We start from the raw sequence: 24,038 nt of genomic DNA, 5'->3' as shown, positions 1-24,038 counted from the left end.
GCGATTCGTTATTGGATGCTGGATCCGCCGCGGCCGAATTTGGTGTGTTCGGCGAGGATCTTCATGGCGGCATCGTGGTCGTAGTCGGAGGATGCGACGATCTTCACGCCCTGCTTCTTAAGATCGGTCAGGGTGGAGATGCCGAGCATGAGGTCTTCGACGAACGGCGGGGTCGCGCTGAACAGGATCGGCGGGGCGAAGGTCTGCGCGGGCTTGCCCTGCAGGTAGAGCGTCGCCTCGAGTTTGTCGGCGCGGTTCACGGCGAGGATGACGCTCATGCCGGATACGACGATGGTCATGTCGCGGGCCGCGGCTTCCGGTCCGTCGCCGTCGAGGTTGCGCAGCACGGCGATCGCGCCGTCCGGAGAGCCGATGCAGTCGGCGGAGATGTCGGACAGCTGGCAGAACGCAGCGAGCAGTTCAGCGGAGGCGATGCGGGTGATGACGACCGCGACCTTGGCCTTGTTGCCGAGCAGACCGGCAAGCTCGTCCTCGAATTGCGCGGACAGGTCGGTCCGATCGCCGCCGGCGGTGTCGGCCGAGGCCACGCCGTCGTCGTGCGGATCGCCGGAATCGTCGCCGGTGCCGGAGTCGTTGAATTCCTGTTCGAATCCGGCGAGCGCGGCTTCGAGCTCCTCGTCGCTGAACGAGGTGCCGTCAGCGTTGCCCGAACCGTCCGCTCCCTGTGAGCCATTTTGATCGTTCAGTCCGAAATCATCCGGGTTGAACTCGTCCGGCACGTTCAGATCGTCGTCCTTGTTCGTGTCGTCATTGCGGTCGTCGGCCATCACAGCGCGCCCTTCGTGCTCGGGATCAGGCCTTCGATGCGCGGGTCGGGTTCGATCGCGAACCGCAGCGCACGCGCCAGCGCCTTGAACTCGGCTTCGGCGATGTGGTGCGGATCGCGGCCGGCAAGCACCTGCATGTGCAGACAGATGCCGGCGTGCATGGCGATCGATTCCATGACGTGACGCACGAGGGAGCCGGTGAAGTGGCCGCCCATCATGCAGTATTCGAATCCGGCCGGCTCGCCGGTGCACACGCAGTACGGGCGCCCGGAGATGTCGACGACGGCTTTGGCGAGCGCCTCGTCGAGCGGCACGGTCGCGTCGGCGAAGCGGCGGATGCCGCGCTTGTCGCCGAGTGCCTGCTTCAGCGCCTCGCCGAACACGATGGCCGTGTCTTCGACGGTATGGTGCACGTCGATGTCGGTGTCGCCCCACGCCTTGATGGTCAGGTCGATGAGCGAGTGCTTGCCGAGCGCGTTCATCATGTGGTTGTAGAACGGCACCGAGGTGTCGATGCTGGTTTTGCCGGTGCCGTCGAGGTTCAGTTCGAGGTCGATGTGCGACTCGCTGGTTTCGCGAATGATGTGCGCGGTGCGTGCCATGTGTTGCTCCTTACACTGCTTATGTCTCGTATTCGAGACTACTCGGTCTGCGAGGTCTGTGCGGATGGCGCGGCGTCACTCGGCTTCCACGATGCGCAGCACCTCGGCGAGCGCCTCGCGGAAGCGGGCCATTTCGTCGTCGGTGCCCATGCACACGCGCAGCCAGCCGTCCGGGCCGACGACGCGGATGAGCACGCCGCGCTTGAGCAGTTCGTCGAAGATGCGCTCGCGCTGGTCGAAGTGGCCGCCGAAAAGCAGGAAGTTCGATTCGGATGCGGCGACTTCGAGCGGCTGGCCCTTGTAGGTCTGGGTCGTGAGCCATGCGGCGGTGGCTTCGCGGGTCTCGCGCAGGTGGGCGACCTGGCTGAGCTGTTCGTCGGTGTGCTCGAGCGCGGCGAGCGCGGCGGCCTGTGTGACGGCGGAGAGGTGGTACGGCATGCGCACGATGCGCACGCAGTCGATGATGCCCTTGGATGCGGCGAGGTAGCCGACGCGGGCGCCGGCGAACGCGAATGCCTTACTCATGGTGCGGCTGACCGCGAGGTTCGGGTGCTGTTCGATGAGCGTGACGGCGCTGGGCGTGCCCGGGTTGCGGAATTCGACGTATGCCTCGTCAACGACGACGATCGGGTGCACGCCTTCGGCGGCTCCCGCGACGTCGGCGGTCTCGCACACCTCGAGGATGCGTTCGAGGTCGGCCGGAGGCAGCGGCGTGCCGGTCGGGTTGTTCGGGCTGGTAAGGATCACCATGCTCGGCTTGATTTCATGGATCGACTCGATGGCGGCGTCCACGTCGAGCGTGAAGTCGGCGTTGCGGTGGGCGAGCTTCCAGCCGGTGAACGTGTCGCGCGCGTATTCGGGGTACATGGAGTACGTCGGATCGCAGCCGAGCGCGGTGCGGCCCGGGCCGCCGAACGCCTGGAAAAGCTGGAGCATGATCTCGTTGGAGCCGTTCGCGCCCCACAGCTGGTCGATGCTCAGGCGCGCGCCGGACTCCTTGGCGAGGTAGTCGCTGAACGCTTGACGCAGCGCGATGTGCTCGCGGTCGGGGTAGCGGTTGAGCGTATGGGCGATCTCGCCGACGCGGCGCGCGATGGTGGCGCACACGTCGGGGTTCGGCTCGTACGGGTTCTCGTTGACGTTGAGGCAGACCGGCACGTCGAGTTGCGGCGCGCCGTACGGCGTCTCTCCGATCAGGTCGTTGCGCAGCGGCAGGCTTGCCGGGATCGCGTTGGTTTCTTCAGTCATGCTTTTCTCCCCTGTTATCACGGTGATTCACCGCATGCATGCCGTGTCATGTCGAGCGAGGCGAGGCCGAGCGGAGAAATCTCCCAGAGCATCCCTGCCTTGGAAGATTTCTCCGCTCGCTGGCGCTCGGTCGAAATGACACGGTTCCGATATGCCTTAGCGCAGGCCGGCTTCCTTTTCCTGCTCGCGCAGCGTGGCCTTGTCGTACGGGTCCTTGACGAAGCGGGACAGCACGCATTCGCCGTGGGCCGGCAGATCCTCGGACACGGCGAACGCGTTGATACGCGCGGCGAGGGCCTTGAGACCCTCCTCGTCGTATTCGATGACCTCGACGGGCTTCATGAACGTGTGCACGCCGAGGCCGGCGGCGAAGCGCGCGGTGCCGCCGGTGGGCAGCACGTGGTTGGAGCCGGACATGTAGTCGCCGAGCGGGACCGGCGAGTAGGGGCCGCGGAAGATGGCGCCCGCGTTCTTGATGCGAGCCACGACGGCGTCCGCGTCGGCGGTCTGGATCTCGAGGTGTTCGGCCGCGTACGCGTTGGCCGCGTCGATCGACTGGTCGAGGCCGTCGGTCAGCACGATCGCGGACTGCGTGCCGGACAGGGACGTGTGGACGCGTTCGGAGTGCTCGGTCTTCGGAACGCGGTAGTTGAGGTTCTCCTGCACCTTGTCGGCGAGTTCCGGATCGTCGGTGAACAGGACGGACCCGGCGAGCTCGTCGTGTTCGGCCTGGCCGATGAGGTCGGCGGACACGAGGCTCGGGTTCGCGGTCTTGTCTGCGATGATGCCGATTTCGGTGGGGCCGGCGACCGCGTCGATGCCGACGAACGCGGAGACGAGCGACTTGGCGGTGGCGACGAAGATGTTGCCCGGGCCGGTGATCTTGTCGACCGGATCGCACAGCACCTCGCCGTCCTGCGGCTCGCTGCCCTTGGCGCCATAGGCGAACATGGCGATGGCCTGTGCGCCGCCGACCGCGTATACCTCCTTGACACCGAGGATGGCGCAGGTGGCGAGGATGGTCTTGTTCGGCAGGCCCTTGTCGTTGTCGCGGGCCGGCGGGGTGGCGATGGCGAGCGACTCGACGCCGGCGGCCTGCGCAGGCACGGCGTTCATGATGACGGACGACGGGTAGACGGCCTTGCCGCCGGGCACGTACAGGCCCACGCGCTGGATCGGGATCCAGCGTTCGGCGACGCGTGCGCCGGGAGCCAGATCGGTGTGGAAGTCCTTCGGCACCTGGTTCTTGGCGACGGCGCGGGCACGGTGCACGGATTCCTCGATGGCGGCGCGCACTTCGGGGTCGAGCGTGTCCAGCGCAGCCTCGATCTCCTCTTCGGGCACGCGCAGGTGCTCGGGGCGCACATGGTCGAACTTCTCCTCGAAATCACGCAGGGCCGCGGCGCCGCGTTCCTTCACGTCCTCGAGGATCGGGCGCACCAGGTCGGTGGCTTCGGAGGTGCCCATGGCGGCGCGCGGCATCGCGGCCAGCAGTTCGGCACGGGACAGTTTGCGACCACGCAGGTCGATGATACGCATGATGTTCTCGCTCATAACGCCCCATCGTAACAACGCGGCGCCACGAACCGCCGTCCAATGTCCGTTTTCACCCAAATCGTGAGACATCCCGCGTATTTCGCTGATCTCCGCTCCGCTTTTCCATCGGATATACGGATATAACGCTCCGACAGATGTTCCTTGAACTAGATGAGCGGCGCATCGCGTAAAGCCTGTGCGCCGGAATCGCCTATCGCCATGTCCGGAATGCCGATGAGCTTGATCGCCTGCGTAACGAGAGCAATGATATCCGGCCCTTCAGCAGTTACGGAACGGTACACTTCCTCGAAATCAAGGTTGCCATAGTCATGAACGATCCAATCACGGGTACCGGCGATGGCTTTCCACACTACATCCGGCTGGGATGAGACAAACTGTTTCGACAGTTTCTTGACGTGCTCGCCGACTTGCGCGACCGCCATGGATACTGCATGCTGGCGAAGCTCATCCTCTTCAAATTGTTCGAGCGTGACCCCATTCAGAAACGACAACGCCAATTCAAGCTCATGACGTATCTGCAGCAGATGGATCAGATCTCGCCGAGGGTCAGTTCCGGAGTGTGAACCGCTCATGCTTGCTCCTCACTATCGATCGGCAAAATACGCAAAATCGGTTTGGACATCACGTTGCGCACGAATAATGAACGAATCATCTCATCATACGGCTTCTTCTCCGGCTGGGTGATGTAGTCGACATCAACCAGGTCGATATCGCGACCGAACGCATCTCGTAAGTCGTTTCTGAAATTCGACACCCTGCGTACGCGCATATCATCATGTGTGGTGCCGTAGATGAAGTCGACATCGGAATCCGGTCCCGCCTCACCGCTGGCCATCGAACCGAACAAGTACAGTTCGGTAATCCCATACCGACGTGCAAGTGGCCGTGCAAGCACAGCGATATCGGACGGCGAGAGAACCCTCTCCCCTCCGCTTGTCCGCACTGCCGAAACCGTTGCCGCTGTCATGGCTCCATCCTATCCTCACCGCTTCCTAGTCGTGTTTCATGTGATCGGCTCCTCGTCACCCCAGTGGGGCGACGGCCGGGTAGAGGGCGACGAAGCGGGGGTAGAGGGCGTCGTAGGCTCGGGCGGCGGCCGGGTCCGGCTGGTAGGTGGTTTCGGCGACGGTTGCGACCAGGTCGGGGCGGTCGAAGACGAGCGAGGCGAGCGCGACGGCTGGCAGGATGTCGGCGTTGGCGAACACTTCGACCGGATGGTGCAGCGTGTCGGCCATGATCTGGCACCATGCGGTTTCGCGCGCACCGCCGCCGATCAGCGAGATCGAGGTCGGCGGCTCGTCGAAGCTTGCCATGCCTTGCCGGATGGAGAACGCGACGCCTTCGAGCGCGGCGCGCAGCATGTCGCCCGCACTCGTGGCCGGCGAAAGCCCCACGTAGGCGCCGCGCACGGTCGGGTTCATCACCGGGAACCGCTCCCCCACCAGATACGGCAGGCACAGCACGCCGTTCGCGCCCGGCGCGGCCGCCTCGATCAGATCATGCGCACGCTCGTAGTCGCCGTCGGCGAACAGTCCGGTCGCCCAACGGTGCACGTCGCCGGCGTTGAGGAACGGCACCGCGTTGACGAATCCGTCCGTCACGCCGAACGCGAGGTTCGCGGCGCCCGGCTTGTTCACGAACGGTTCGGACGAGACGGTGGCGATCCACCCGGACGTGCCGAGGTTGATGTTGTATTGGCCGGGTCTGGTGACGCCGCTGGCGAACGTGGTGGCGCCCGCATCGCCGATGCCGGCGTACACGGCCGTGCCCGCCGCGAATCCGGTCGCTTCGGCCGCCGCGGCCGTCACCTGGCCGACGATGTCCTGCGGACGGTGCAGTTGCGGCAACAGCGAGGCCTCGATGCCGGCCGCAGCGCACAGTTCCCCGCTCCACCGTCCGGTACGGATGCCCATCGCGCCGGCGGTGGAACAGGCAGCCACGTCGCCGACCGTGACGCCGGCCAATCGCGCGATGAGATAGTCCTTGGAACTGATGAGCACGTGCGAGGTCCATGCGAACGCGTCAGGCTCATGGTCGCGCATCCACATGAGTTTCGGCAGCGGCAGGCATCCTTCGAGCCGGTTGCCGACCGTGGCAAGGAAACGCCCGCGTCCGCCGGAATATGCGTCGGCGAGCGCATCGGCCTGCGCCGCAGCGCGGCCGTCCGAGTACAGGATGGCGTTGCGCACAGGATGGAGATCAGTGTCAAGCGCGATGACGTCCTGCATCTGCCCGCTGAAAATGATGCCGGCGATGCGGGGCGTGTTGAAATCATGATCGTCGAGCGCCGCGTCGTACAGCATCGTATGCGCGACCTCGCACATCACCCGCCACCATTGCTCCGGGGCCTGTTCGCGCACGCCGTCGTCGACGATCAGATCGAGGTCGCCGCTCGCCGAGGCAACGATGCGGCCGCCGCCGTCCACCAGCGCGCCCTTGATCGCCGTCGTCCCCGCGTCGAACACCGCCGCATATTCCCGCATGTTGCGTTCCCTCCTGTCGTTGCCGTCACCGTGTCAAAACGTCAGGCGCATCTGGTGCCAGACGACGTCGCCGTGGGTGGAGTCGGAGATACCTTCATCTACGTAGCCGAAGCGGGCGTAGAAGTCGACAAGCCGATCCTTGCAGGTCAGTACCAGCCCGAGCCGGCCAGCCGCGCGCGCATCGACGATCACATGGCGCATGAGCAGGCTTGCGTAGCCTCGATGCCGCCAAGCCGGCACGGTATCCACACCGAAGATCATCTGCCAGTCGCCGTGCGGATCATGCCGAGACGGATCATCGTACATGTCGTCATCCAGATCACGGTCGTCGGTTGCGAACCCGTTGATGAACGAGATGATCGAACCGTCCTCACCGCACAACAGCCAAAAACATTCCGGATATGCGGCCAGCCGTGCATGGATCACCGCCGCGCTCGCCGCCTCAGCCGGCGGAAAGCACACCGACTCGATGCACGACAGTTCCGCGGCATCCTCTGCAGTTGCATGTCGTATCGTCAGGTTCGCATCATCAGCCATCAGTTCATTCATGTCCACCATTTATATCGCATGATCTGCATGACAGATACGAATTATCCGCCCAACATCCATAGCGAATCGTCTTATCTCCGTAACGAATCGATCCTTCCGTCTTGTGCGGACAGCATACGTTCCACGAGATCGATCATCAGCTCTTTTTCCTCAGGGGCACTGACCGCGATCAACAATGCGACAGCGGCGAGGTCATTGTTAGTGATGACCGGTCTGGTGACGGCATCGAATGCATCCGCATTCCCGTCGAGAAAACTGACGAACATTGCGGCGGCCATGCGCTTGTTGCCGTCGGAGAACGGATGGTCCTTCACGGTGAAATACAGGAGATGCGCCGCCTTTTCCTCGACCGTCGGATACAGATCCTGACCGTCAAAACTCTGATATATCGCGCCAATGATACGTTCGAGCGCATCCCCACGTTCCTGTCCGAGCAGCGTGTCGGCAGGATACTCCTCGCGTAAACGCGCTGCTATGGCCCTCGCATCCGCAGATGTCAGTTCCCATACCGGTTTCGCACGCGGATCTGGGGCAAGTTCATGCGCATCATAGTCACGTAGCATGTCCAATCCCGGCAGATAACTTGATACGACATCCGCTATTCCCACAGCAAGATGGTCGCCGCTCCGGGAGAGTACTTTGACGACCCTCTCCAACTGCTGCAGCCGGTGCTCGTTGACGGCATATCCGTTGATGAGATACCTGTGCAATACATTGGTGGCCCAGCGACGGAAACTAGTGGCCCGCCGTGAATTGACCCTGTATCCAACCGAAATAACCATATCCAAGTTGTACACATTCACAACCCGACGGATACGACGGTCTCCTTCTATGCGAACTTGTTCCATTTTGGAACAAGTTGACCCGTCGAGTTCTCCGTCAGCAAGGATATTCCTTATATGTTTGGTCATTGCCTGGCTTTTCGTACCAAATAATTCCGCCATCTGCGCCTGGGTCAGCCATACAGTATCGCCTTGTACGCTGACTTCCAATTGCACGGAGCCGTCCTCGGCCCGATAGAGTTCGATGTCCCTGACCATGTCAGTCCTCCCCGTGAGATGAACACGCGACGCACGTGTTCCGGTCATTCGACAGTCACTCTCCGCATCTACTGGCACATCCAGCTGCGTCCCTCTTTATAGAACCCTATCAAGGCAACGAAATACGACACGCCACCGGTCACAGATGCAAATACAGGCGGGCAATCATGTCAGCCGGTGATCAGGGGGCCGAGCGCGTCGTCGGGGTCGGGGACGGGAACCTGCTGGCGGCGGACGGCATCCGACCATGACGATTGTTGTGCGGCGGGCGTGACGGATGCCGGCAGACCGCTCGCCCCGGCGGAGGCGGGGCACGGCACGTACCGGTAGACGGCGGCGGGCCGCTGGCGGCCTTCGCGCACCTTCTCCCCCGTCTCCTCGATCTGTCCGCTGGCGAGCATGCGCCGGCGGAAATTCGCCAGGTCGACGGATTCTCCGGTGATCGCCTCGACCACGCCGTGCAGCTGGCGCAGCGTGAATTCGGGGCCGACCAGCCGGGCGACGAGATCGGGGTATTCGATGCGTTCGCGCAGCCGGCGCAGCGCATGATCGATGATCTCGCGGTGGTCAAACGCCAGCTCGGGCAGATCGTCTTCCGCGAACCAGCGCACGTTGTCCGCTTCGGCGAAGTCGCGGGTCTCGGCCCGGCCGACCAGCGCCCAGTAGACGATCGACACCATCGGCAGCCCGCCGCGCGACCGATCGGGACCGCCGAACGTATGCAGCTGCTCAAGATACTGCGGATGCAGGTCGGTGGTCGATTCAAGCGCGAGATACGCGGACTGTTCGAGTGACAGGTCGGCGCGCAATTCGCCGCCCGGCAGCGCCCACTGCCCCAGATACGGCTGGCGCACGCGGCGCACCAACGGCATCCACAGGCGGCTGCGCCCGGTGCCGTCCGGCGAGCCGAGCGCCAGGATCACCACTGATACGCCGATTTGCGGCGGCTGATGCCGTCGCTCCGAAACGTTCCCATATCCCATACGGCAGTAATCTACTCTCCGGACGAGTCCTCGCTGGCCTCGCCGATCGCGTCCGCCGAATCCGGCAGGAACGGCGCGAGCGACGGCAGCTGGTCCAGCCCGTCCAATCCCATGTAGTCCAAGAACAGCGCTGACGTGCCCAGCAGCGCCGCATGCGATTCCGGGTCGGTGCCCTGCTCGCGGATCAGCCCGCGGATGGACAGCGAACGGATCACGCCGTCGGAGTTGACGCCGCGGATCGCCGCGACCTGCGCGCGCGTGACCGGCTGCTGGTACGCGATGATCGCGAGAGCCTCCAACGCGGCCTGCGACAGCCGCGCGGTCTGGCCGTCGGTGACGAACGACGCGACGATCCGTTCGAATTCGGCGCGGCTCGCATACTGCCATCCGCGCGAGGTGCGGCGTAGTTCGAAGCCCCGGTGTTCGGCCTCGTACTCGGCTTGCATGCATTCGAGTGTGTTCGCGATCTCCTGTTCGGCCGCGCCGATCACGCGTGCCAGATCGGCGGGCTGCTGCGGCTGGTCGGCGGCCATGAGCACCGCCTCGAGGCAGGCCCGCAATCCGCCCGGATACTGGTCGGCGGCCGATTCGGTCCGTGTCGTCCCGGTTCCGATGCCACCCGTCGTGGTCGTGGCGTTCATGTCGTTCGTGGCGTTCATATCGTCGCTCATGCAAAGTCCCTCTCGCTGATGTCCGCGTTGCCGGCTGTCTCACCCGTGCCGTCATGCACCCAGCGCACGTGCAGCGGCGCGTACGGGCCGTCCTGTTTGAATTGCAGTGCGCCCTGTTTGAAGAACGCGAGCACCGCCAGGAACCGGGCCACGATCTCGATGCGCGAGGCCGCGTCCTGCGTGAGCTGGGCGAAGGTGAGCGCCTCGCCGTCAGGCAGGGACGACAGCCGTTCGCGCACCAGATCGGCTTGCGCCTGCAAGTCGACCAGCGGCACATGCAGCTGGCTGGTGGCGACCGTGTCCGCGGGGGCGTCGGCGATGGCCCGCGCGGCGATGCGTGCCAGGTCGTCGGACCCGATCGTCCAGGTCAGTTCGGGCAACAGCGCTGCCATCGACGCGTCCAGTGCGGCCGGATGCGCGAACCGCCCGCGGTTGGAGTCGATCCGCGACCGGAAATCGCCCGCCGCGGTCTTGAACGCACGGTATTGCAGCAGTCTGGCGAACAGCAAGTCGCGTTCGCGCAACGCCTCCAGGCTCTGCTCGTCGCGGTCGCCGTCATCGCCGCCGGGCAGCAGCGCGGCGCTTTTCGCTTCCACGAGCACGCTCGCCACGTCGATGAACGCGCTTGCCTCGTCCATGTCGCCGGTCTTGTCCATGCCGCGCACGTAGTCGAGGAATCCTTCGGTGATCGTCGAGAGCGACACCTCGGTCAGTTCGAGCCGCTGGTCGGCGATCATGCCGAGCAGCACGTCGAACGGGCCGGAGTACACGTCGAGGTTCACACGGAATCCTTGCGCGGGTGCGGTCGACGAGTCGGAGTCGGAATTGGAGTCGGGACCGGATACGTGTTCATCGCGCGCGGACAAGGGCACGGATTCGTCGTGTCCGGACGGAGGCGTGGAAAGTCGTGGGGGCTCGGCGTCGTGGCTGGGCCCAGGCAAAACAGCATCGCTCATAAGGGTGTTCTGATGGTCGTGGTGTCCGTCGGCAGGCCCGTGCGGTCAGGCGATCACGCCGCGGGCGACGAGCTCGCGCGCGACCTCGCGGTATTCCTTGCTGGTCTTGTGGTTCGGCGCGAAGATCGTGATCGGCGCGGCGGCGACGGTGGAGTCGGGCAGTTTGATCGACCGTGAGATGACGGTGTGGAACACCTTGTCGCGGAACGCCTCGTAGATGCGCTGCAGCACCTCTTCGCAGTGCAGGGTGCGCGTGTACATGGTCACGAGCACGCCGTAGATCTCGAGCCCGGGGTTGATGCGGGTCTGCACCTTCTCGATCGACTGCATGAGCAGGGCCACGCCGCGCAGCGCGAAGAACTCGGCGGCCACGGGGATGATCACGCCGTCCGCCGCGGTCAGGGCGTTGACGGTGAGCAGGCCGAGCGAGGGCTGGCAGTCGACGATGATGACGTCGTATTCGTTGCGGATCGGACGCAGTACGCCGGCGAGGATCTGCTCGCGGCCGACCTCGGTGACGAGCTGTACCTCGGCGGCCGACAGGTCGATGTTCGCCGGGATGATGTCGAGGTTCTCGAATTCGGTGTGCTGGATGACCTCGTGCACATCCATGCGCGGGTTGAACAGCGCCGTGTAGATCGTGTTGTCGATGTTGTTCGCGTTGATGCCGAGCCCGACGCTGGCCGCGCCCTGCGGGTCGAAGTCCACGATGAGCACGCGACGACCGTACTGGCTCAACGCCCCGGCGATGTTGATGGAACTGGTGGTTTTACCGACGCCGCCCTTTTGATTGCACATGGCGATGACCCTTGCCGGGCCGTGCTGGTGCAACGGCTCCGGGGCGGGAAACGTTTCATATTCACGTCCAAGCAGATCGGTAGGCATAATGCCTCTCATCATAACATCAGCCCGTGTCGGCGCGCCGTGCGCGAACGGCTACCTCGCACGCGGGTGCGCGGTCAGATACGTTTCGATCAGGCCTTCGGGACTGACGTGCGTGTAGATCTGCGTGGTGGTGACGGACGCATGCCCGAGCAGCTCCTGCACGGTGCGCACGTCCGCGCCGCCTTGGATCAGATGCGTGGCGAAGGAATGGCGCAGCGTGTGCGGATGCAGCGGCTTGTCGATGTGCGCGCGTTCGCCGGCGAGACGGATGATCTCCCAGACCGACTGGCGCGACAGGCGGCGCCCGCGTTTGTTGAGGAAGATCGCTCGGCGTTCAGGATTGCCGTTGGAGACGCGTGCCTCCAGCGTCGGACGGGCGACGTTCAGATATCGGGTCATCGCCTCGCACGCGTAGGTGCCGAGCGGTACGAGCCGTTGCTTGGAACCCTTGCCCATGAGCCGGGCGACCCGAGCATCCAGGTCGATGTCGTCGAGGTTCGCGCCGACCGCCTCCGAGACGCGCGAGCCGGTGGCGTACATGAATTCGAGCAGCGCCTTGTCGCGGCAGGCGACCGCGCCTTCGAACGTGCCGGCCTGTGCGCCGTCGGGAACCGGGACCGCGTCGAGCAGGCGCGTCACCTCGTCCACGGTGAGCACGTCGGGCAGAGTGCTCGCGCCCTTGGGCGCCTTGATGCCGGCCGACACGTCGTCATCAACCGCATGTTCGGCCAGCGCGAACCGGTGGAACATGTGCACGCTGGCGAGCCGACGCGCCTTGCTGCGGGCCCCGTCGCCGCTCGTGTCAAGATAGGCGATGTAGTCCTCGACATCCTGTTTGCCGATGCCGTCCGGTTTCGTGATGCCGCGGCCGGCCAGCCAGGTCAGGTATTTGCCGAGGTCGGACTCGTATGCCGCGACCGTCGCCTTCGACAGTCCGCGTTCCACGTCAATGTGCGCGATGAACCGCTCGCACAGCCGTGTCAGTGCATTGTCGTTGTGTTCCATATCGGCCCATGATATGCGAGAACCCCGCACAATGGCGGGGTTCCGTTACACAATCAGTCCACCGGACTGTCGATTTCACGCCCGGCGTGCTGTCGCACGCCCTTCGCGGATGCCCATATTGCATCCGCTCACCTCGGCTATCGACAGTCCACTGGACTGTCGATTTCACGCCTCGGCAGGAGCGTTCACGTCGGCCGGCAGGGCGTTCTTGGCCTCGGCGACGATGGCCTTGAAGGTCTCCGGATCGGAGACGGCGAGCTCGGCGAGAGCGCGGCGATCCAGCTCGATGCCGGCCAGCTTCAGGCCCTGCATGAAGCGGTTGTAGGTGATGCCTTCGGCGCGGACAGCAGCGTTGATGCGCTGGATCCACAGCTTGCGGAAATCACCCTTGCGAGCCTTGCGGTCGCGGAAGTTGTAAGTAAAGGAGTGGAGCAGCTGCTCCTTGGCCTTGCGGTACAGGCGGGAGCGCTGGCCGCGGTAGCCGGAAGCCCTCTCGAGAACAACGCGACGCTTCTTGTGGGCGTTCACTGCGCGCTTGACACGTGCCATAATCTATTCCTCAGCTTTCTAAAAGTTTCTTCGCGAATCGGCTTCAGGCGGCTCAGCGGCCCAGCAGCTTCTTCATGACCTTGGTCTGCGACGGAGCCAGCACGGCATCGGCCTTCAGGGCGCGACGCTTGCGAGCGGACTTGTGCTCCAGGTTGTGGCGCATGGCGCTACCATTCTGAACCAGCTTGCCCTTGCCGGTGACGCGGACGCGCTTGGACGCGGCGGAATTTGTTTTCATCTTCGGCATTGCTGCCCTCCTTGTTGGTTACTTCTTTTCGGAAGTCGTGTTGTCTTCGGTGCCGTTGACCGCGGCCTTCGCCTCGGCTGCGGCCTGTGCCTGGGCCTCCTGCTTGGCGGCCAGACGTGCGGCCTGGCGGGCCTGGCGTTCGGCGCGGGACTGGTCGCCGCGGCGGCGCTGCTCGGACTGCGTGTGCACCTTCTTGCCCTTGGGCGCAAGCGTCATGATGATGTTGCGGCCCTCCTGCTTGGGAGCGGACTCGATGGTGCCGTACTCCTGCACGTCGTCGGCCAGGCGCTGCAGCAGCTCCACGCCGCCGATCGGGCGGGACTGCTCGCGGCCGCGCAGCATGATCGTGACCTTGACCTTGTCGCCGCCGCTCAGGAAGCGGGTGACGTGGCCCTTCTTGACTTCGAAGTCGTGGTCGTCGATCTTCAGGCGGAAGCGGATCTCCTTGATCTCCGCGGTGCTCTGGTTGCGGCGGGCTTCACGAGCCTTGATCTTCTCGTTGTACTTGAACTTGCCGTAGTCGATGAGCTTGGCGACCGGAGGCTTCGCGTTGGGTGCCACCTCGACGAGATCGAGGTTCGCTTCCTTGGCCAGGTTCAGGGCGACGGAAGTCGCGATGACTCCCACCTGCTCGCCGTTCGGTCCGATCAGACGCACCTGGGAGACGCGAATCTCGTCGTTAATGCGTGGTTCGTCGCTAATGATGACTCCAATCCTCATGTTCCTGCTGCGAAACAACCCGGATGGTCGCGATTCATCGCGCGGATTCATGGCAGACCGGAGCGGACGCCGTCAGGCGCCGTTCATATTCCATGCCGAATGCATGTTCATATGTGCCGTATCATCCCGATACGAATCCCGGCGTATCGCCGCCGGAACAGGCCATTGCCGTGAACCCGAGGCCATGAAAGGCTTCCAGGTGGGGGTTGCCCCGCTTTCTTGATTTCTCAAGCCTTGTAGATAATACCATACCCCTCGACCGGGCGTGTCGCGCATGGGGCCGCCCCGCCAGTGCGGCGTCCCGTCACTGCACGGCGCGCAGCAGACCGGCGATGCCTTCCTTCTTCAGCAGGTCGCGGTACGGGCCGGCCTGTTCGGCGATGATGTTGTCGATCGCGCGCATGCCGAGCACCTCGACCGGCGCCTTGTCGTCGGTCAGGATCGTCGCGTCCGCCTTGTCACGCGGATCGTCGACCTCTGTCATCCGTCCGGCCACCGCGTTCATCGTCGCGGCGAGCTCATGGCTGTGCGTGCGGTCGTATGCGCGCGTCTCCAGCGTTCCCGGATCGGACAACGAGTCCATGTCCTCTCCTTCCTTCATCGCGGTCGTCGCCCCGCTAATGTCCATCGTCTTGGCGAACAGTTCGCGGTTCGTCGTGTTCGGCACGTCGGCCGTGCGCACGTTGGCCGAACCGAACACGGTCGAGATCGTGTCGGTGAGCGCCTCGTTGATCGAACCGCGGCCGTCCGAGATCATGTTCATGTTGACGACCATCACGCCGCCGGGGTTGAGGTGCCGCTCCACCATCGTGAAGAACTCGGTCGAGCTCATCTGGAACGGGATGGTGATGTCCTGATACGCGTCGACCATGATCACGTCGTACGTGTCGCGGCTGGCGGCAAGCCACGCGCGCCCGTCGTAGGTCGACACGTCGATGTCGCTCGGCTCGTTGAAATACTCCCCCGCCAGCCGCGTGATCTTGCCGTCGATCTCCACGCCGGTGATCGCCATGTCCGGATAGTACTGGCGCAGCTGTCGCGCGTACGTGCCGGTGCCCATGCCGAGGATGAGCGCGGAGCCGGCATGGTCGGCGAGCGCGGGCGCGGCCAGCGCGGTGTCGTAGTACATGCCGGTCAGCCCGGGCTGTTTCATGGTGACGGACTGCACGCCGAACAGCACGTTGGTCGACAGGATCGTGCGGTCCGACAGGTTTTTGACCTGCAGGTAGTTGTAGATCGACTCGCCCTCGTACGCGACGATCGAGCGGTTCTCCCAGAACGCGAAGCCGGTCATCGGCGAGAACACGCCGGACAGGATGAAGATCACGGCCGCGACGGCGCAGGCGACGCGGCGCACGCGCGCGGCGAGGAAGTAGACGACCGGCAGGCACAGCAGGGCGCCGGAGAAGATGAGGAACGTGACGAACGTGCCGACGGCGGGGATCGTGACGAAGGTCGGCAGGAACGTGCCGAGGATCGAGCCGACCGTGTTGCACGCGGACAGCCGGCCGACGACGGACGCGTTGTCGTCGAGCGAGTCGGTGGCGAACTTGTTGAGGCCGGGCGTGACGGTACCGAGCAGGAACAGCGGCGGCACGAAGATCGCCATGCAGCTGACGAACGCGGCGATGACGAGGAAGTTCGTGGAGACGGAGACGATGAGCAGGCCGGAGATCGCGATGATGAGATATTTGCCGACGAGCGGGATCAATGCGATCCAGACGGCTGCGACGAGGATGCGGAAGTACAGTTTGTCGGGGTTCGGGTCGCGGTCGGCCCAGCGGCCACCGAAGACCGCGCCGAGCGCGAGCGCGATCATGATGGTGCCGATGATGATGGTCCACACGATCTGCGAGCTCGAGAAATAGGGTGCAAGCAGTCGCGACGCACCGAGTTCGGCGGCCATGACGGCCATGCCGGAGAAGAATTCGGTGACGTACAGGAAGATCTTCGATTTGAGGATCGGCCGTTCGTTCTTCGCGTTCGCCTTCGCCATATGCTTCCCCGTTCTCGTTCGCCCGTTGCCGACATCTTGCGAGACTACACCACAGCATTCCTTGCCGCACTGCCCGATATCGCCGTGAGCGAGGCGTAGAGTGGTGCGCATGAGCGAACAGACTTGCGTGATTTTCGGAGCCGGCGAGTATTACGCCGACCGTCCCATCGTGCCCGAGGGCGCGTTCGTGATCGCGGCGGACGGTGGACTGGATCATACCCGTGCGCTCTCCATCCGTGCCGACGTGGTGATCGGCGACTTCGATTCGCTGCACGGAGGACGGCCGGCCGATGCGGAGCATACGATCGCGTTGCCGAGCGAGAAGGACGATCCGGACATGCTGTCCGCGCTCAAGGTCGGCTGGTCGCACGGCTGCCGCGAATTCCATATCTACGGCGCGCTGGGCGGGCGCATCGATCACACGATCTCCGGCATCCAGCTGATGACGCTGCTCGCGCATTACGGCGGCATCGGGTTCCTGCACGGCGACGGCACGATCGTCACGGCGATCTGCGACGGCGCACTGTCGTTCCCGGCGCACGAGGCCGTGCCGGGCCGCATGGTGTCGGTGTTCTCTCATGCCGATGTCTCGCGCGGCGTGAACGAGCCGGGTCTGAAGTACGAGCTGATCGACGGCACGCTGACCAGCGACACCGTGCAGGGCGTGAGCAACGAGTTCCGTTCCGGGGTGCCGGCCGAGATCAACGTGCACGACGGCACGCTGATCGTCACGTTCCCTGCCGAGGCTCCGACGCCTTCGGTGACGCGCTATCGCGAGTTCGGCGGCGATCTGGGCGCGCTCGACACGCATGTCTCCCCCATCCTCGTGAAGTGAGCTCGGCAGCCGGTCACTCGCCATGGGAGCAATGGTATGTGAGCGTTCACGAAATGTTTGCCCAATAAGCGAAAACACGCCCGCGAATCGTTGCCAATAGTACAGACGACGCATTAGAGTGGGTCATGTTGGTAAACAATGGCCTTGCGTGTGTTCGCGCGCGGGGTCACCCTACAAGGGAGAATTACATGACAGTTAAGATTGGTATTAACGGCTTCGGTCGTATCGGTCGTCTTGCCTTCCGCCGCATCTTCGATCTGCAGCAGAAGGGTGGCGAGGCCGCCGATATCGAAGTCACCGCTATCAACGATCTGACTTCCCCGTCCGCTCTCGCCTACCTGCTGAAGTACGACAGCACTCACGGCACCTTCAAGCACGCTGACGGCACCCCGGTCGACGTCAAGGCCACCGACTCCGCCATCGTCGTGGACGGCAAGGAGTACCCGGTGTACGCCGAGCCGGATGCGAACAACATCCCGTGGGTCAAGAACGACGGTGTCGAGTTCGTCCTCGAGTGCACCGGCTTCTACACCTCCGCCGAGAAGTCCCAGGCTCACCTGAACGCCGGCGCCAAGAAGGTCCTGATCTCCGCCCCGGCCAAGGACGCCACCACCCCGACCGTCGTGTTCGGCGTGAACCACGAGATCCTGAAGCCGACCGACAACATCGTGTCCGCCGGCTCCTGCACCACCAACTCCATGGCCGCCATGGTCAAGCTGCTGAACGACAAGTTCGGCATCAAGGTCGGCTTCATGACCACCGTCCACGCCTACACCGGCACCCAGATGATCCTGGACGGCCCGCGTGGCAAGAAGTCCGGCCGCGACCTGCGCGCCGCCGCCATCAACACCATCCCGCACTCCACCGGTGCCGCCAAGGCCATCGGCAAGGTCGTGCCGGAGGTCAACGGCAAGCTCCAGGGCCACGCCCAGCGCGTTCAGGTTCCGGACGGCTCCATCACCGAGCTGACCACCGTCCTGAACACCGAGACCACCGCTGACGAGATCAACGCCGCGTTCAAGGAAGCCTTCTCCAACACCCCGTACTACGGCTACAACGAGGATGGCATCGTCTCCGGCGACATCATCGGCGACACCCACGGTGGCGTCTTCGATCCGACCCAGACCGACGTCAACACCGTTGACGGCGTGACCATGGCCCGCACCGTTGCCTTCTACGACAACGAGTACGGCTTCACCTCCAACATGGTTCGTACCCTCGAGTACTTCGCTGAGATCTCCGAGTGAATCCGTGCGGGTTCGCCCGCAGATTCATAACGAATCGATCTGGTAGAGGAAAGCCTCGCCCCGCTTCGTGCGGAGCGGGGCTTTTTTGCATGATGACACATGACCGGCCGTATGGCGGCGTGTTCGACTCGCGCTGTAGCACGACGACTCTATAGTGGGGCGATATGAGCAAGAAATCCAAGAACGAGAAGGGCAAGGGCTCAACTCCGGCGACCGTGCAGCTGGAGAAGGCCGGCGTGCCGTTCGAGACGTACGAATACGAGCATTCCAACGATCACATGGACGACGGCTACGGCGTGGAGGCCGCCACCAAGCTCGGCTTCGACGAGCATCAGGTGTTCAAGACGCTGATGGCCGACACCGGGCCGGAACGCGTGGTGGGCGTGGTGCCGGTGAGCGGGCACATGGATTTGAAGGCCCTGGCCGCGGCGGTCGGCGCAAAGAAGGCCGCGATGGCCGATCCGAAGGTCGCCATGCGCGAATCCGGGTATGTGGTCGGCGGCATCTCCCCGCTCGGCCAGAAGGTGCATCACAAGACCGTACTTGACGAGAGCGCGATGCAGTACGATCGCATCCTGCTGTCGGGCGGCAAGCGAGGCTTCTCCATCGGCATCGCGCCGGCCGATCTCATCAAGGTATTGAACGCCGTCGCCGCCCCGATCGGCACGTGGTGACAGCTCCGTTCCATGGGTGGCGGATATCACTCGCTCAGACCCCGTCAGCGAGCGATATCCTCCACCCATGATGCTCAAGTGGCGGTTTTCTCTCACTGATCGTCGATCAGTGAGAGAAAACCGCCACTCGGGTTTACCGGCAACCGTCAGATCACGCCGTACTCTCTGAGCAGCGTGGCGATGTCGGTGCCGTCGAGCTTCTTCAACACCTTGCCCAATACCGCACGTTCCACGAAGTTGAGCTTCATGTCCGTCACGGGCGCACCGTCGCGCAGCTTGACGGTCGCGTTGAGCAGGTTCCTCACGTCGTAGACGCTACCCCACACCTCGGGCACGCCGCGGTCCACGTCGAGCAGCGTGTAGACCGCCTCCATGCCGGTGCGCATCGAGTATTCGGTGGTGAAGATCGTGTCGCGTGGCGTTTCGGCGAACTGGCCAAGGAACGCGAAGTTGACCGCGCCGTCCGGTACGACGTCCGGGCGGTCGCCGGCCGCGCGCGGCATGAAGAAGGCCGTGATATAGGGCATCATGACCGGCACCGTGTTGGCGTGCCGCTTGGCGAGCGCCTCGATCTTGTCGGTCGGCACTCCCATGTGGTAGAGCCACTCCTCGCAGATCTCCTCGCCGGTGCATTCGGTCATCGGCTTCTTCACGTAGTTGCCGGGCTTGTCGGGGAACAGGCCGTACACCCACACGCACAGCTGGTCCTTGGGCTGGTCGCGGAACTGCTGCTGGCGGTTGAGCGTCCAGCTCATCAGCCAGTTGGAGTCGGTGACGGTGACGATGCCGCCGGTGACGACGTTGCCGGAGAACGGGTCACGCTTGCAGATGCGCTGGATGTACGGCGGGATCTCCTTGTCCAAGGTGGTGACGGTGGCGCTCATCCACTTGGTGGCCTGCGGGTCGGAGCAGAACGTGTCGGGGTGGCCGAAGCTCGGGTCCTGCTTGGAGATGCGACGCCACATGTCCCAGCCTCCGCCAGGCTTGATGTCCGGGTTCCACGGGGCCGGCGCGTTCTGCGAGCCCATCGTGGAGTTCTCGACGCAACCGCCATTGGTGATGAAAACGTAGTCGTCGGGCGTCAGGTCGACGGACGACTTGTCGCCGTCGTGGTCGAGGTCAATGCGCACGGCGATCTTCTTGGTCGATGTGGAGTACGGGTTGCGCTTGAACACGCCGGACGTGGCTTGGATTTTGAGGATCGTGTCCTGGCCGACGCCGGTATGCTCGCGCTTGGGACCGTCTCCGCCGCCGATCGCGAACTCGACGTTCTCGACCTTGGTGTTGTAGTGGAACTGCACGCCGTGCGCCTCGAGGTACTTGACCATCGGCAGGATCATCGACTCATACTGGTTGTAACGGGTGAAGCGCAGCGCGGAGAAGTCCGGGAGTCCCCCGATGTGGTGGATGTAGCGCTTGATGTACAGTTTCATCTCGAGCGCGGAATGCCAGTTCTCGAACGCGAACATGGTGCGCCAGTACATCCAGAAGTTGGAATTCAGCACCTCGTCGTCGAAGAAGTCGGTGATCGGCTTGTCGTACAGGTCCTCGTCGGGCGTGAAGAACAGTTTCATGATCTCCATCGACGCCTTGTCGGAAAGCCCGAACTTGCCGTTGGTTTCGGCGTCGTGGCCGAGATCCTTGGTGGCGCGGCACAGCGAGTAGTTGGGGTCGCGCTTGTTGAGCCAGTAGTATTCGTCGAGCACGGAGACGTCCGGCGTTTCGATGGACGGGATGGAGCGCAGCAGATCCCACATGACCTCGAAGTGGTTGTCCATTTCGCGGCCGCCGCGCATCACGTAGCCGAGACCGGGGATTTCGGCGCCGTCGCACGCGCCGCCGGGCACGGAGTCCTTTTCGAAGATGTGGATATGCTCGCCGGGCATCTGCGCGTCACGCACGAGATAGCATGCGGCGGACAGTGCCGCGAGTCCGGTGCCGATGATGTACGCCGACTTGTGATCGACGCCTTCCGGCTTGCGCGGGCGGGCGAACGCTTCGTAGTTGCCGTTGGAATAGTACATGTTCCGCCTCCTTGACGGTGGAGTTGACATCACGTCAACCTTGACTCGATAGACATGATGTCGCATTTTCTCGACTCCCGCTATAGACACTAGCCCGTGTTGTGTCGAAAATCCAGAGGTTGCCCGGTTCATCGTGCCGAACCGGTATGCTCGTATGCGATATCGCAATCGTACGGATCTTCAGACAGTAAGGAATCCCATGGCACTGACCAAGAAGCAGACCAAGCAGCTGCGCGCGCTGGCGAACCCGCTCAAGCCGCTGCTGTTCATCGGCAAGAACGATCTGACCGACGCGGCCGTCAAGCAGGCGTCCGAGACGATGGACAGCCACGAGCTGCTCAAGATCGCCGTGCAGGACGGCTCCGGCCTGACCGCGAAGGAGGCAGCGGAGAGCCTCGCCGGCCAGATCGGCGCCGAAGTGGTGCAGGTCATCGGCAACCGCTTCGTGCTCTTCCGCCGCTCCAAGCGCGACGACATCGAGCACATCCAGCTCGTGCGCGAGTAATCCTCGCACCATTCATGCGGCTCCCGTGCGCCATGCCGGGAGCCGAACCATATCCGCCAGCCCACCGGCCTATAATCTGACCGCAAAGGAGCATCAGATGACCATCACCCAATCGCACGAACCGTTCGCCATCACCCACGCCCAGGTCGTCACCGGCGACAAGGCCGGCACCACGCTGGACGACACCACCATCCTTGTCGGCGGCACCGGCCGCATCGAACAGGTCTCCCCCAGCATCGCCACGCCGATCCCGGACGGCTACCGCATGCTCGACGCGACCGGAAAAACCGTGATGCCGGGCCTGATCAACGCGCATGTCCACCTGTTCTCCGACGGTCGCCCGCTCAACCCGAAGATGGCCACGCCACGCGGCCAGCGCATCACCGCGGCGATCATGCATTCGCCGGTCGGCAAACCGTATCTCAAGGCCCGGGCCAAGGCGAGCGTCATGACGCTGCTCAATTCGGGAGTCACCACGATCCGCACGCTGGGCGACGTCGGGTACGAGGCGGTCGAACTACGCGAGAAGGTCAGCGACGGGCGTATGACCGGCCCGCGTATCCTCGCCTCCGGCCCGCTGCTGGCGATTCCGGAAGGCCACGGCGCCCCGCTGATCGCACTGACCGGCGAGAGCCCGGATGACATGGCCCGCAATACGCGGGAGAATCTCGAGCACGGCGTGAATGCGATCAAGATCGCGGCGACCGGCGGCGTGACCGACGCGCAGCGGCTGGGTGAGGCCGGCAGTCCGCAGATGAGCGTCGATCAGATGCGCGCGATCTGCGACGTGGCGCATGAGGCCGGCGTGATCGTCGCCGCGCACGCGCAAAGTCCGGAAGGCGTCAAGCGCGCGCTGTTGGCTGGCGTGGACACGATCGAACACGGCAGCGAGCTCGATCCGTCGATGATCGAACTGTTCCGGCACAACCCGCATGCGCTGCGCGGATGGTCGGCGCTGGTGCCGACGATATCCGCCGGCCTGCCGATGACGCTGCTCGATCAGGCGACGACCGGCATCACGGATATTCAACTGTCGAACGCGCGCACGGTGGTGGCCGGCATGCTGGCCGGCGCGAACGACGCACATGACGAGGATCTGCGCGTGGGCGTCGGCACGGACACGGCGATGACGTTCGTGACGCAGTACAACACGTGGCGCGAGCTTGATCTGCTGGTCAAGCGGGCCGGGTTCACGGCGGCCGAGGCGGTGCACGCGGCGACATTGGGCAATGCGGAGATCCTCGGCGTGAGCGACGTGACCGGGTCGATTGAGATCGGCAAGGCGGCCGATCTGCTCGTGCTGGAGGGCGATCCGCTGCTCGATCTGCGCGTGCTCAAGGAGCCGGTGCTGGTCGTTGCGAACGGCTCGCCGGTCTGGCACCCGAAGGTGCGCCGTTTCGACGACATCGACGCGCTGCTCGACCGCGCCTACCGCGAGTAGGCGATCGGCCGGAATACGGGAATCGCCCGCATCTCCTTGCCGGAGTGCGGGCGATTTCCGTATCGACGTCTCGATCGACGGGCCGGATCAGATGTTGCCGCGTACGTGCTGGTCCGCCCACGACTGGGAGTGGGTGAACGTGGCCGGGTCGGCGCTCACGTTGCCGTGCGGATCGTGCAGCGCGTCGATGGCGGCGAGTTCGGCGTCGGTCAGGTCGAAGCCCGCGCTGGCGAGGTTCGCCTTCATGCGCTCCGCGTGCTTCGACTTCGGGATGATGATACGGCCCTCCTGCGTGTGCCAGCGCAGTACGACCTGCGCCGGGGTGACGCCGTGCGCCTTGGCGGCCGCGACGACCGGCTCGGATTCGATGTCCTTGCCGTGGCCGAGCGGGCTGTAGGCTTCCGCGACGATGCCGTGCGCCTTACAGAACGCGAGGTTGCCGGGCTGGCTGAAGCGCGGGTGGACTTCGATCTGGTTGACGGCCGGCGTTTCGCCGGAGTCGTCGATCACGCCGCGCAGATGCTCGGGCAGGAAGTTGCTGACGGCCGGCACGCGGATCGCGCCTTCGTCGCGCAGCTTGAGCAGTGCCTGCCAGGTCTCCCTGTAGAAGCCGGCCGCGGCGAACGGCCAGTGGATCAGATACATGTCGACCACATCGACCTTGAGCTTGCGGCGGGACTCGTCGAACGCGACCATCGCGGAATCGTAGCCCTGGTCGCAGTTGCGCAGCTTGGTGGTGACCCACACCTTGCCGGCCATGCCGGTGGCCTTGAGCGCGTCGCCAACCTGTTCCTCGTTGTAGTAGGCCGCCGCGGTGTCGATGTGGCGGTAGCCGATCTCCAACGCCTCCTCGACCGCGCGCTGCGTGTCTTCGGGCGGGATCTGGAACGTACCGAAACCGATCTGCGGGATCACCGAATGGAACTTGTCGTTCAACGTGATCTCAGGCGATGCCGCAACGCCGTTATCCTCAGCCATCATTGCCCCTTTCAGCATGACATGTCCTATGCAATCACCATGCTATACCCAATAT

Annotated in this window: 25 protein-coding genes; 5 read left to right on the top strand and 20 right to left on the bottom strand. The window is 64.1% G+C overall.

All coding sequences use genetic code 11. The features are described 5' to 3' along the window. Positions 1-8 precede the first annotated feature (8 nt). The 18 genes from JS541_RS02500 to JS541_RS02415 form a co-directional block, all read right to left on the bottom strand. Positions 9-788: a hypothetical protein gene (locus JS541_RS02500; RefSeq protein ID WP_240539212.1), complete on the bottom strand. Its 780-nt coding sequence runs from the start codon at positions 786-788 to the stop codon at positions 9-11. Beyond that, positions 788-1,390 carry an imidazoleglycerol-phosphate dehydratase HisB gene (gene hisB, locus JS541_RS02495; protein ID WP_214372865.1) on the bottom strand — a complete coding sequence of 201 codons (603 nt, stop codon included), beginning with the start codon at positions 1,388-1,390 and terminating at the stop codon, positions 788-790. Before hisB ends, JS541_RS02500 begins: the two co-directional genes overlap by 1 nt. Before the next feature lie 75 nt (positions 1,391-1,465). Beyond that, entirely contained in the window at positions 1,466-2,638 is a 1,173-nt protein-coding gene (locus JS541_RS02490) for a histidinol-phosphate transaminase (RefSeq protein ID WP_214372863.1), read from the bottom strand. Positions 2,639-2,794: 156 nt separating this feature from the next. Next, positions 2,795-4,192 (bottom strand): histidinol dehydrogenase, encoded by a 1,398-nt coding sequence (gene hisD / locus JS541_RS02485; protein ID WP_214372861.1) that lies wholly within the window; start codon positions 4,190-4,192, stop codon positions 2,795-2,797. 149 nt (positions 4,193-4,341) lie between these two features. Beyond that, a complete protein-coding gene (locus JS541_RS02480; protein WP_214372859.1) occupies positions 4,342-4,767 on the bottom strand; it encodes a HepT-like ribonuclease domain-containing protein in 426 nt (141 codons plus the stop codon). Further along, positions 4,764-5,162 (bottom strand): nucleotidyltransferase domain-containing protein, encoded by a 399-nt coding sequence (locus JS541_RS02475; RefSeq protein ID WP_214372857.1) that lies wholly within the window; start codon positions 5,160-5,162, stop codon positions 4,764-4,766. Before JS541_RS02475 ends, JS541_RS02480 begins: the two co-directional genes overlap by 4 nt. A gap of 55 nt (positions 5,163-5,217) precedes the next feature. Further along, positions 5,218-6,678 carry an FGGY family carbohydrate kinase gene (locus JS541_RS02470; protein ID WP_214372855.1) on the bottom strand — a complete coding sequence of 487 codons (1,461 nt, stop codon included), beginning with the start codon at positions 6,676-6,678 and terminating at the stop codon, positions 5,218-5,220. A 33-nt stretch (positions 6,679-6,711) separates the two neighbouring features. Next, positions 6,712-7,227 (bottom strand): GNAT family N-acetyltransferase, encoded by a 516-nt coding sequence (locus JS541_RS02465; protein WP_240539211.1) that lies wholly within the window; start codon positions 7,225-7,227, stop codon positions 6,712-6,714. A 71-nt stretch (positions 7,228-7,298) separates the two neighbouring features. After that, on the bottom strand, positions 7,299-8,267 hold the full coding sequence (gene rhuM / locus JS541_RS02460) for a RhuM family protein (protein ID WP_214372852.1): 969 nt from the start codon (positions 8,265-8,267) through the stop codon (positions 7,299-7,301). A gap of 170 nt (positions 8,268-8,437) precedes the next feature. After that, entirely contained in the window at positions 8,438-9,250 is an 813-nt protein-coding gene (locus JS541_RS02455) for an NUDIX domain-containing protein (protein ID WP_214372851.1), read from the bottom strand. An 11-nt stretch (positions 9,251-9,261) separates the two neighbouring features. Continuing rightward, entirely contained in the window at positions 9,262-9,891 is a 630-nt protein-coding gene (gene scpB / locus JS541_RS02450; RefSeq protein ID WP_236036767.1) for an SMC-Scp complex subunit ScpB, read from the bottom strand. Between the two features lie 26 nt (positions 9,892-9,917). Further along, positions 9,918-10,703, bottom strand: coding sequence for a ScpA family protein (locus tag JS541_RS02445; protein ID WP_338023542.1), 786 nt, complete (start codon positions 10,701-10,703; stop codon positions 9,918-9,920). A 219-nt stretch (positions 10,704-10,922) separates the two neighbouring features. After that, positions 10,923-11,762: an AAA family ATPase gene (locus tag JS541_RS02440; protein ID WP_214372849.1), complete on the bottom strand. Its 840-nt coding sequence runs from the start codon at positions 11,760-11,762 to the stop codon at positions 10,923-10,925. A 51-nt stretch (positions 11,763-11,813) separates the two neighbouring features. Continuing rightward, entirely contained in the window at positions 11,814-12,767 is a 954-nt protein-coding gene (xerD, locus tag JS541_RS02435; RefSeq protein WP_214372848.1) for a site-specific tyrosine recombinase XerD, read from the bottom strand. A 165-nt stretch (positions 12,768-12,932) separates the two neighbouring features. Continuing rightward, positions 12,933-13,316, bottom strand: coding sequence for a 50S ribosomal protein L20 (gene rplT / locus JS541_RS02430; RefSeq protein ID WP_152357323.1), 384 nt, complete (start codon positions 13,314-13,316; stop codon positions 12,933-12,935). 52 nt (positions 13,317-13,368) lie between these two features. Next, a complete protein-coding gene (gene rpmI / locus JS541_RS02425) occupies positions 13,369-13,563 on the bottom strand; it encodes a 50S ribosomal protein L35 (protein ID WP_152357322.1) in 195 nt (64 codons plus the stop codon). A gap of 18 nt (positions 13,564-13,581) precedes the next feature. After that, positions 13,582-14,283, bottom strand: a complete 702-nt coding sequence (gene infC / locus JS541_RS02420) for a translation initiation factor IF-3 (RefSeq protein WP_163232035.1) — start codon at positions 14,281-14,283, stop codon at positions 13,582-13,584. Between the two features lie 304 nt (positions 14,284-14,587). Beyond that, the gene (locus JS541_RS02415) at positions 14,588-16,279 is read right to left on the bottom strand and encodes a fused MFS/spermidine synthase (protein WP_236036739.1); all 1,692 of its coding nucleotides are present in this window, start codon (positions 16,277-16,279) and stop codon (positions 14,588-14,590) included. Between the two features lie 109 nt (positions 16,280-16,388). Between JS541_RS02415 and JS541_RS02410 the strand changes: the two genes are divergently transcribed. The 3 genes from JS541_RS02410 to ybaK all read left to right on the top strand — a co-directional run bounded on the left by JS541_RS02410 (position 16,389) and on the right by ybaK (position 19,035). Next, positions 16,389-17,114: a thiamine diphosphokinase gene (locus JS541_RS02410; protein WP_214372847.1), complete on the top strand. Its 726-nt coding sequence runs from the start codon at positions 16,389-16,391 to the stop codon at positions 17,112-17,114. A 188-nt stretch (positions 17,115-17,302) separates the two neighbouring features. Next, complete coding sequence (gap, locus tag JS541_RS02405) at positions 17,303-18,361, top strand: type I glyceraldehyde-3-phosphate dehydrogenase (RefSeq protein WP_214372845.1); 1,059 nt, start codon at positions 17,303-17,305, stop codon at positions 18,359-18,361. Positions 18,362-18,525: 164 nt separating this feature from the next. Continuing rightward, positions 18,526-19,035: a Cys-tRNA(Pro) deacylase gene (gene ybaK / locus JS541_RS02400; protein WP_214372843.1), complete on the top strand. Its 510-nt coding sequence runs from the start codon at positions 18,526-18,528 to the stop codon at positions 19,033-19,035. A gap of 146 nt (positions 19,036-19,181) precedes the next feature. On the opposite strand, the gene JS541_RS02395 is transcribed toward ybaK, so the two are convergent. Then, positions 19,182-21,059 (bottom strand): oleate hydratase, encoded by a 1,878-nt coding sequence (locus JS541_RS02395; protein WP_214372841.1) that lies wholly within the window; start codon positions 21,057-21,059, stop codon positions 19,182-19,184. Between the two features lie 199 nt (positions 21,060-21,258). Here JS541_RS02395 and JS541_RS02390 point away from each other — a divergent pair, with 199 nt between their 5' ends. Together JS541_RS02390 and JS541_RS02385 are read left to right on the top strand one after the other, a co-directional pair. Further along, the gene (locus JS541_RS02390) at positions 21,259-21,564 is read left to right on the top strand and encodes a YhbY family RNA-binding protein (protein WP_214372839.1); all 306 of its coding nucleotides are present in this window, start codon (positions 21,259-21,261) and stop codon (positions 21,562-21,564) included. 97 nt (positions 21,565-21,661) lie between these two features. Continuing rightward, the gene (locus tag JS541_RS02385) at positions 21,662-23,005 is read left to right on the top strand and encodes an amidohydrolase family protein (protein WP_214372838.1); all 1,344 of its coding nucleotides are present in this window, start codon (positions 21,662-21,664) and stop codon (positions 23,003-23,005) included. Between the two features lie 87 nt (positions 23,006-23,092). On the opposite strand, the gene JS541_RS02380 is transcribed toward JS541_RS02385, so the two are convergent. Continuing rightward, on the bottom strand, positions 23,093-23,986 hold the full coding sequence (locus JS541_RS02380; RefSeq protein ID WP_214372837.1) for an aldo/keto reductase: 894 nt from the start codon (positions 23,984-23,986) through the stop codon (positions 23,093-23,095). Positions 23,987-24,038: the final 52 nt, after the last annotated feature.

The sequence above is a fragment of the Bifidobacterium sp. SO1 genome, from assembly GCF_018555335.1.
Lineage (GTDB): Bacteria > Actinomycetota > Actinomycetes > Actinomycetales > Bifidobacteriaceae > Bifidobacterium > Bifidobacterium simiiventris.
Note: the sequence above shows the minus strand (reverse complement) of the source record. Positions and strands in the feature narration are given on the sequence as shown.

What these genes read in the sequence shown, in the direction of transcription:
- JS541_RS02395 (WP_214372841.1), bottom strand. Translation starts at nt 21,059, where the DNA reads ATGTACTATTCCAACGGCAACTACGAAGCGTTCGCCCGCCCGCGCAAG.
- JS541_RS02500 (WP_240539212.1), bottom strand. Translation starts at nt 788, where the DNA reads ATGGCCGACGACCGCAATGACGACACGAACAAGGACGACGATCTGAAC.
- rhuM (WP_214372852.1), bottom strand. Translation starts at nt 8,267, where the DNA reads ATGGTCAGGGACATCGAACTCTATCGGGCCGAGGACGGCTCCGTGCAA.
- JS541_RS02490 (WP_214372863.1), bottom strand. Translation starts at nt 2,638, where the DNA reads ATGACTGAAGAAACCAACGCGATCCCGGCAAGCCTGCCGCTGCGCAAC.
- rpmI (WP_152357322.1), bottom strand. Translation starts at nt 13,563, where the DNA reads ATGCCGAAGATGAAAACAAATTCCGCCGCGTCCAAGCGCGTCCGCGTC.
- scpB (WP_236036767.1), bottom strand. Translation starts at nt 9,891, where the DNA reads ATGAACGCCACGACCACGACGGGTGGCATCGGAACCGGGACGACACGG.
- JS541_RS02465 (WP_240539211.1), bottom strand. Translation starts at nt 7,227, where the DNA reads ATGAATGAACTGATGGCTGATGATGCGAACCTGACGATACGACATGCA.
- hisB (WP_214372865.1), bottom strand. Translation starts at nt 1,390, where the DNA reads ATGGCACGCACCGCGCACATCATTCGCGAAACCAGCGAGTCGCACATC.
- JS541_RS02380 (WP_214372837.1), bottom strand. Translation starts at nt 23,986, where the DNA reads ATGATGGCTGAGGATAACGGCGTTGCGGCATCGCCTGAGATCACGTTG.
- ybaK (WP_214372843.1), top strand. Translation starts at nt 18,526, where the DNA reads ATGAGCAAGAAATCCAAGAACGAGAAGGGCAAGGGCTCAACTCCGGCG.
- hisD (WP_214372861.1), bottom strand. Translation starts at nt 4,192, where the DNA reads ATGAGCGAGAACATCATGCGTATCATCGACCTGCGTGGTCGCAAACTG.
- JS541_RS02455 (WP_214372851.1), bottom strand. Translation starts at nt 9,250, where the DNA reads ATGGGATATGGGAACGTTTCGGAGCGACGGCATCAGCCGCCGCAAATC.
- JS541_RS02410 (WP_214372847.1), top strand. Translation starts at nt 16,389, where the DNA reads ATGAGCGAACAGACTTGCGTGATTTTCGGAGCCGGCGAGTATTACGCC.
- JS541_RS02475 (WP_214372857.1), bottom strand. Translation starts at nt 5,162, where the DNA reads ATGACAGCGGCAACGGTTTCGGCAGTGCGGACAAGCGGAGGGGAGAGG.
- JS541_RS02480 (WP_214372859.1), bottom strand. Translation starts at nt 4,767, where the DNA reads ATGAGCGGTTCACACTCCGGAACTGACCCTCGGCGAGATCTGATCCAT.
- JS541_RS02385 (WP_214372838.1), top strand. Translation starts at nt 21,662, where the DNA reads ATGACCATCACCCAATCGCACGAACCGTTCGCCATCACCCACGCCCAG.
- infC (WP_163232035.1), bottom strand. Translation starts at nt 14,283, where the DNA reads ATGAGGATTGGAGTCATCATTAGCGACGAACCACGCATTAACGACGAG.
- xerD (WP_214372848.1), bottom strand. Translation starts at nt 12,767, where the DNA reads ATGGAACACAACGACAATGCACTGACACGGCTGTGCGAGCGGTTCATC.
- JS541_RS02470 (WP_214372855.1), bottom strand. Translation starts at nt 6,678, where the DNA reads ATGCGGGAATATGCGGCGGTGTTCGACGCGGGGACGACGGCGATCAAG.
- JS541_RS02390 (WP_214372839.1), top strand. Translation starts at nt 21,259, where the DNA reads ATGGCACTGACCAAGAAGCAGACCAAGCAGCTGCGCGCGCTGGCGAAC.
- JS541_RS02440 (WP_214372849.1), bottom strand. Translation starts at nt 11,762, where the DNA reads ATGCCTACCGATCTGCTTGGACGTGAATATGAAACGTTTCCCGCCCCG.
- rplT (WP_152357323.1), bottom strand. Translation starts at nt 13,316, where the DNA reads ATGGCACGTGTCAAGCGCGCAGTGAACGCCCACAAGAAGCGTCGCGTT.
- gap (WP_214372845.1), top strand. Translation starts at nt 17,303, where the DNA reads ATGACAGTTAAGATTGGTATTAACGGCTTCGGTCGTATCGGTCGTCTT.
- JS541_RS02415 (WP_236036739.1), bottom strand. Translation starts at nt 16,279, where the DNA reads ATGGCGAAGGCGAACGCGAAGAACGAACGGCCGATCCTCAAATCGAAG.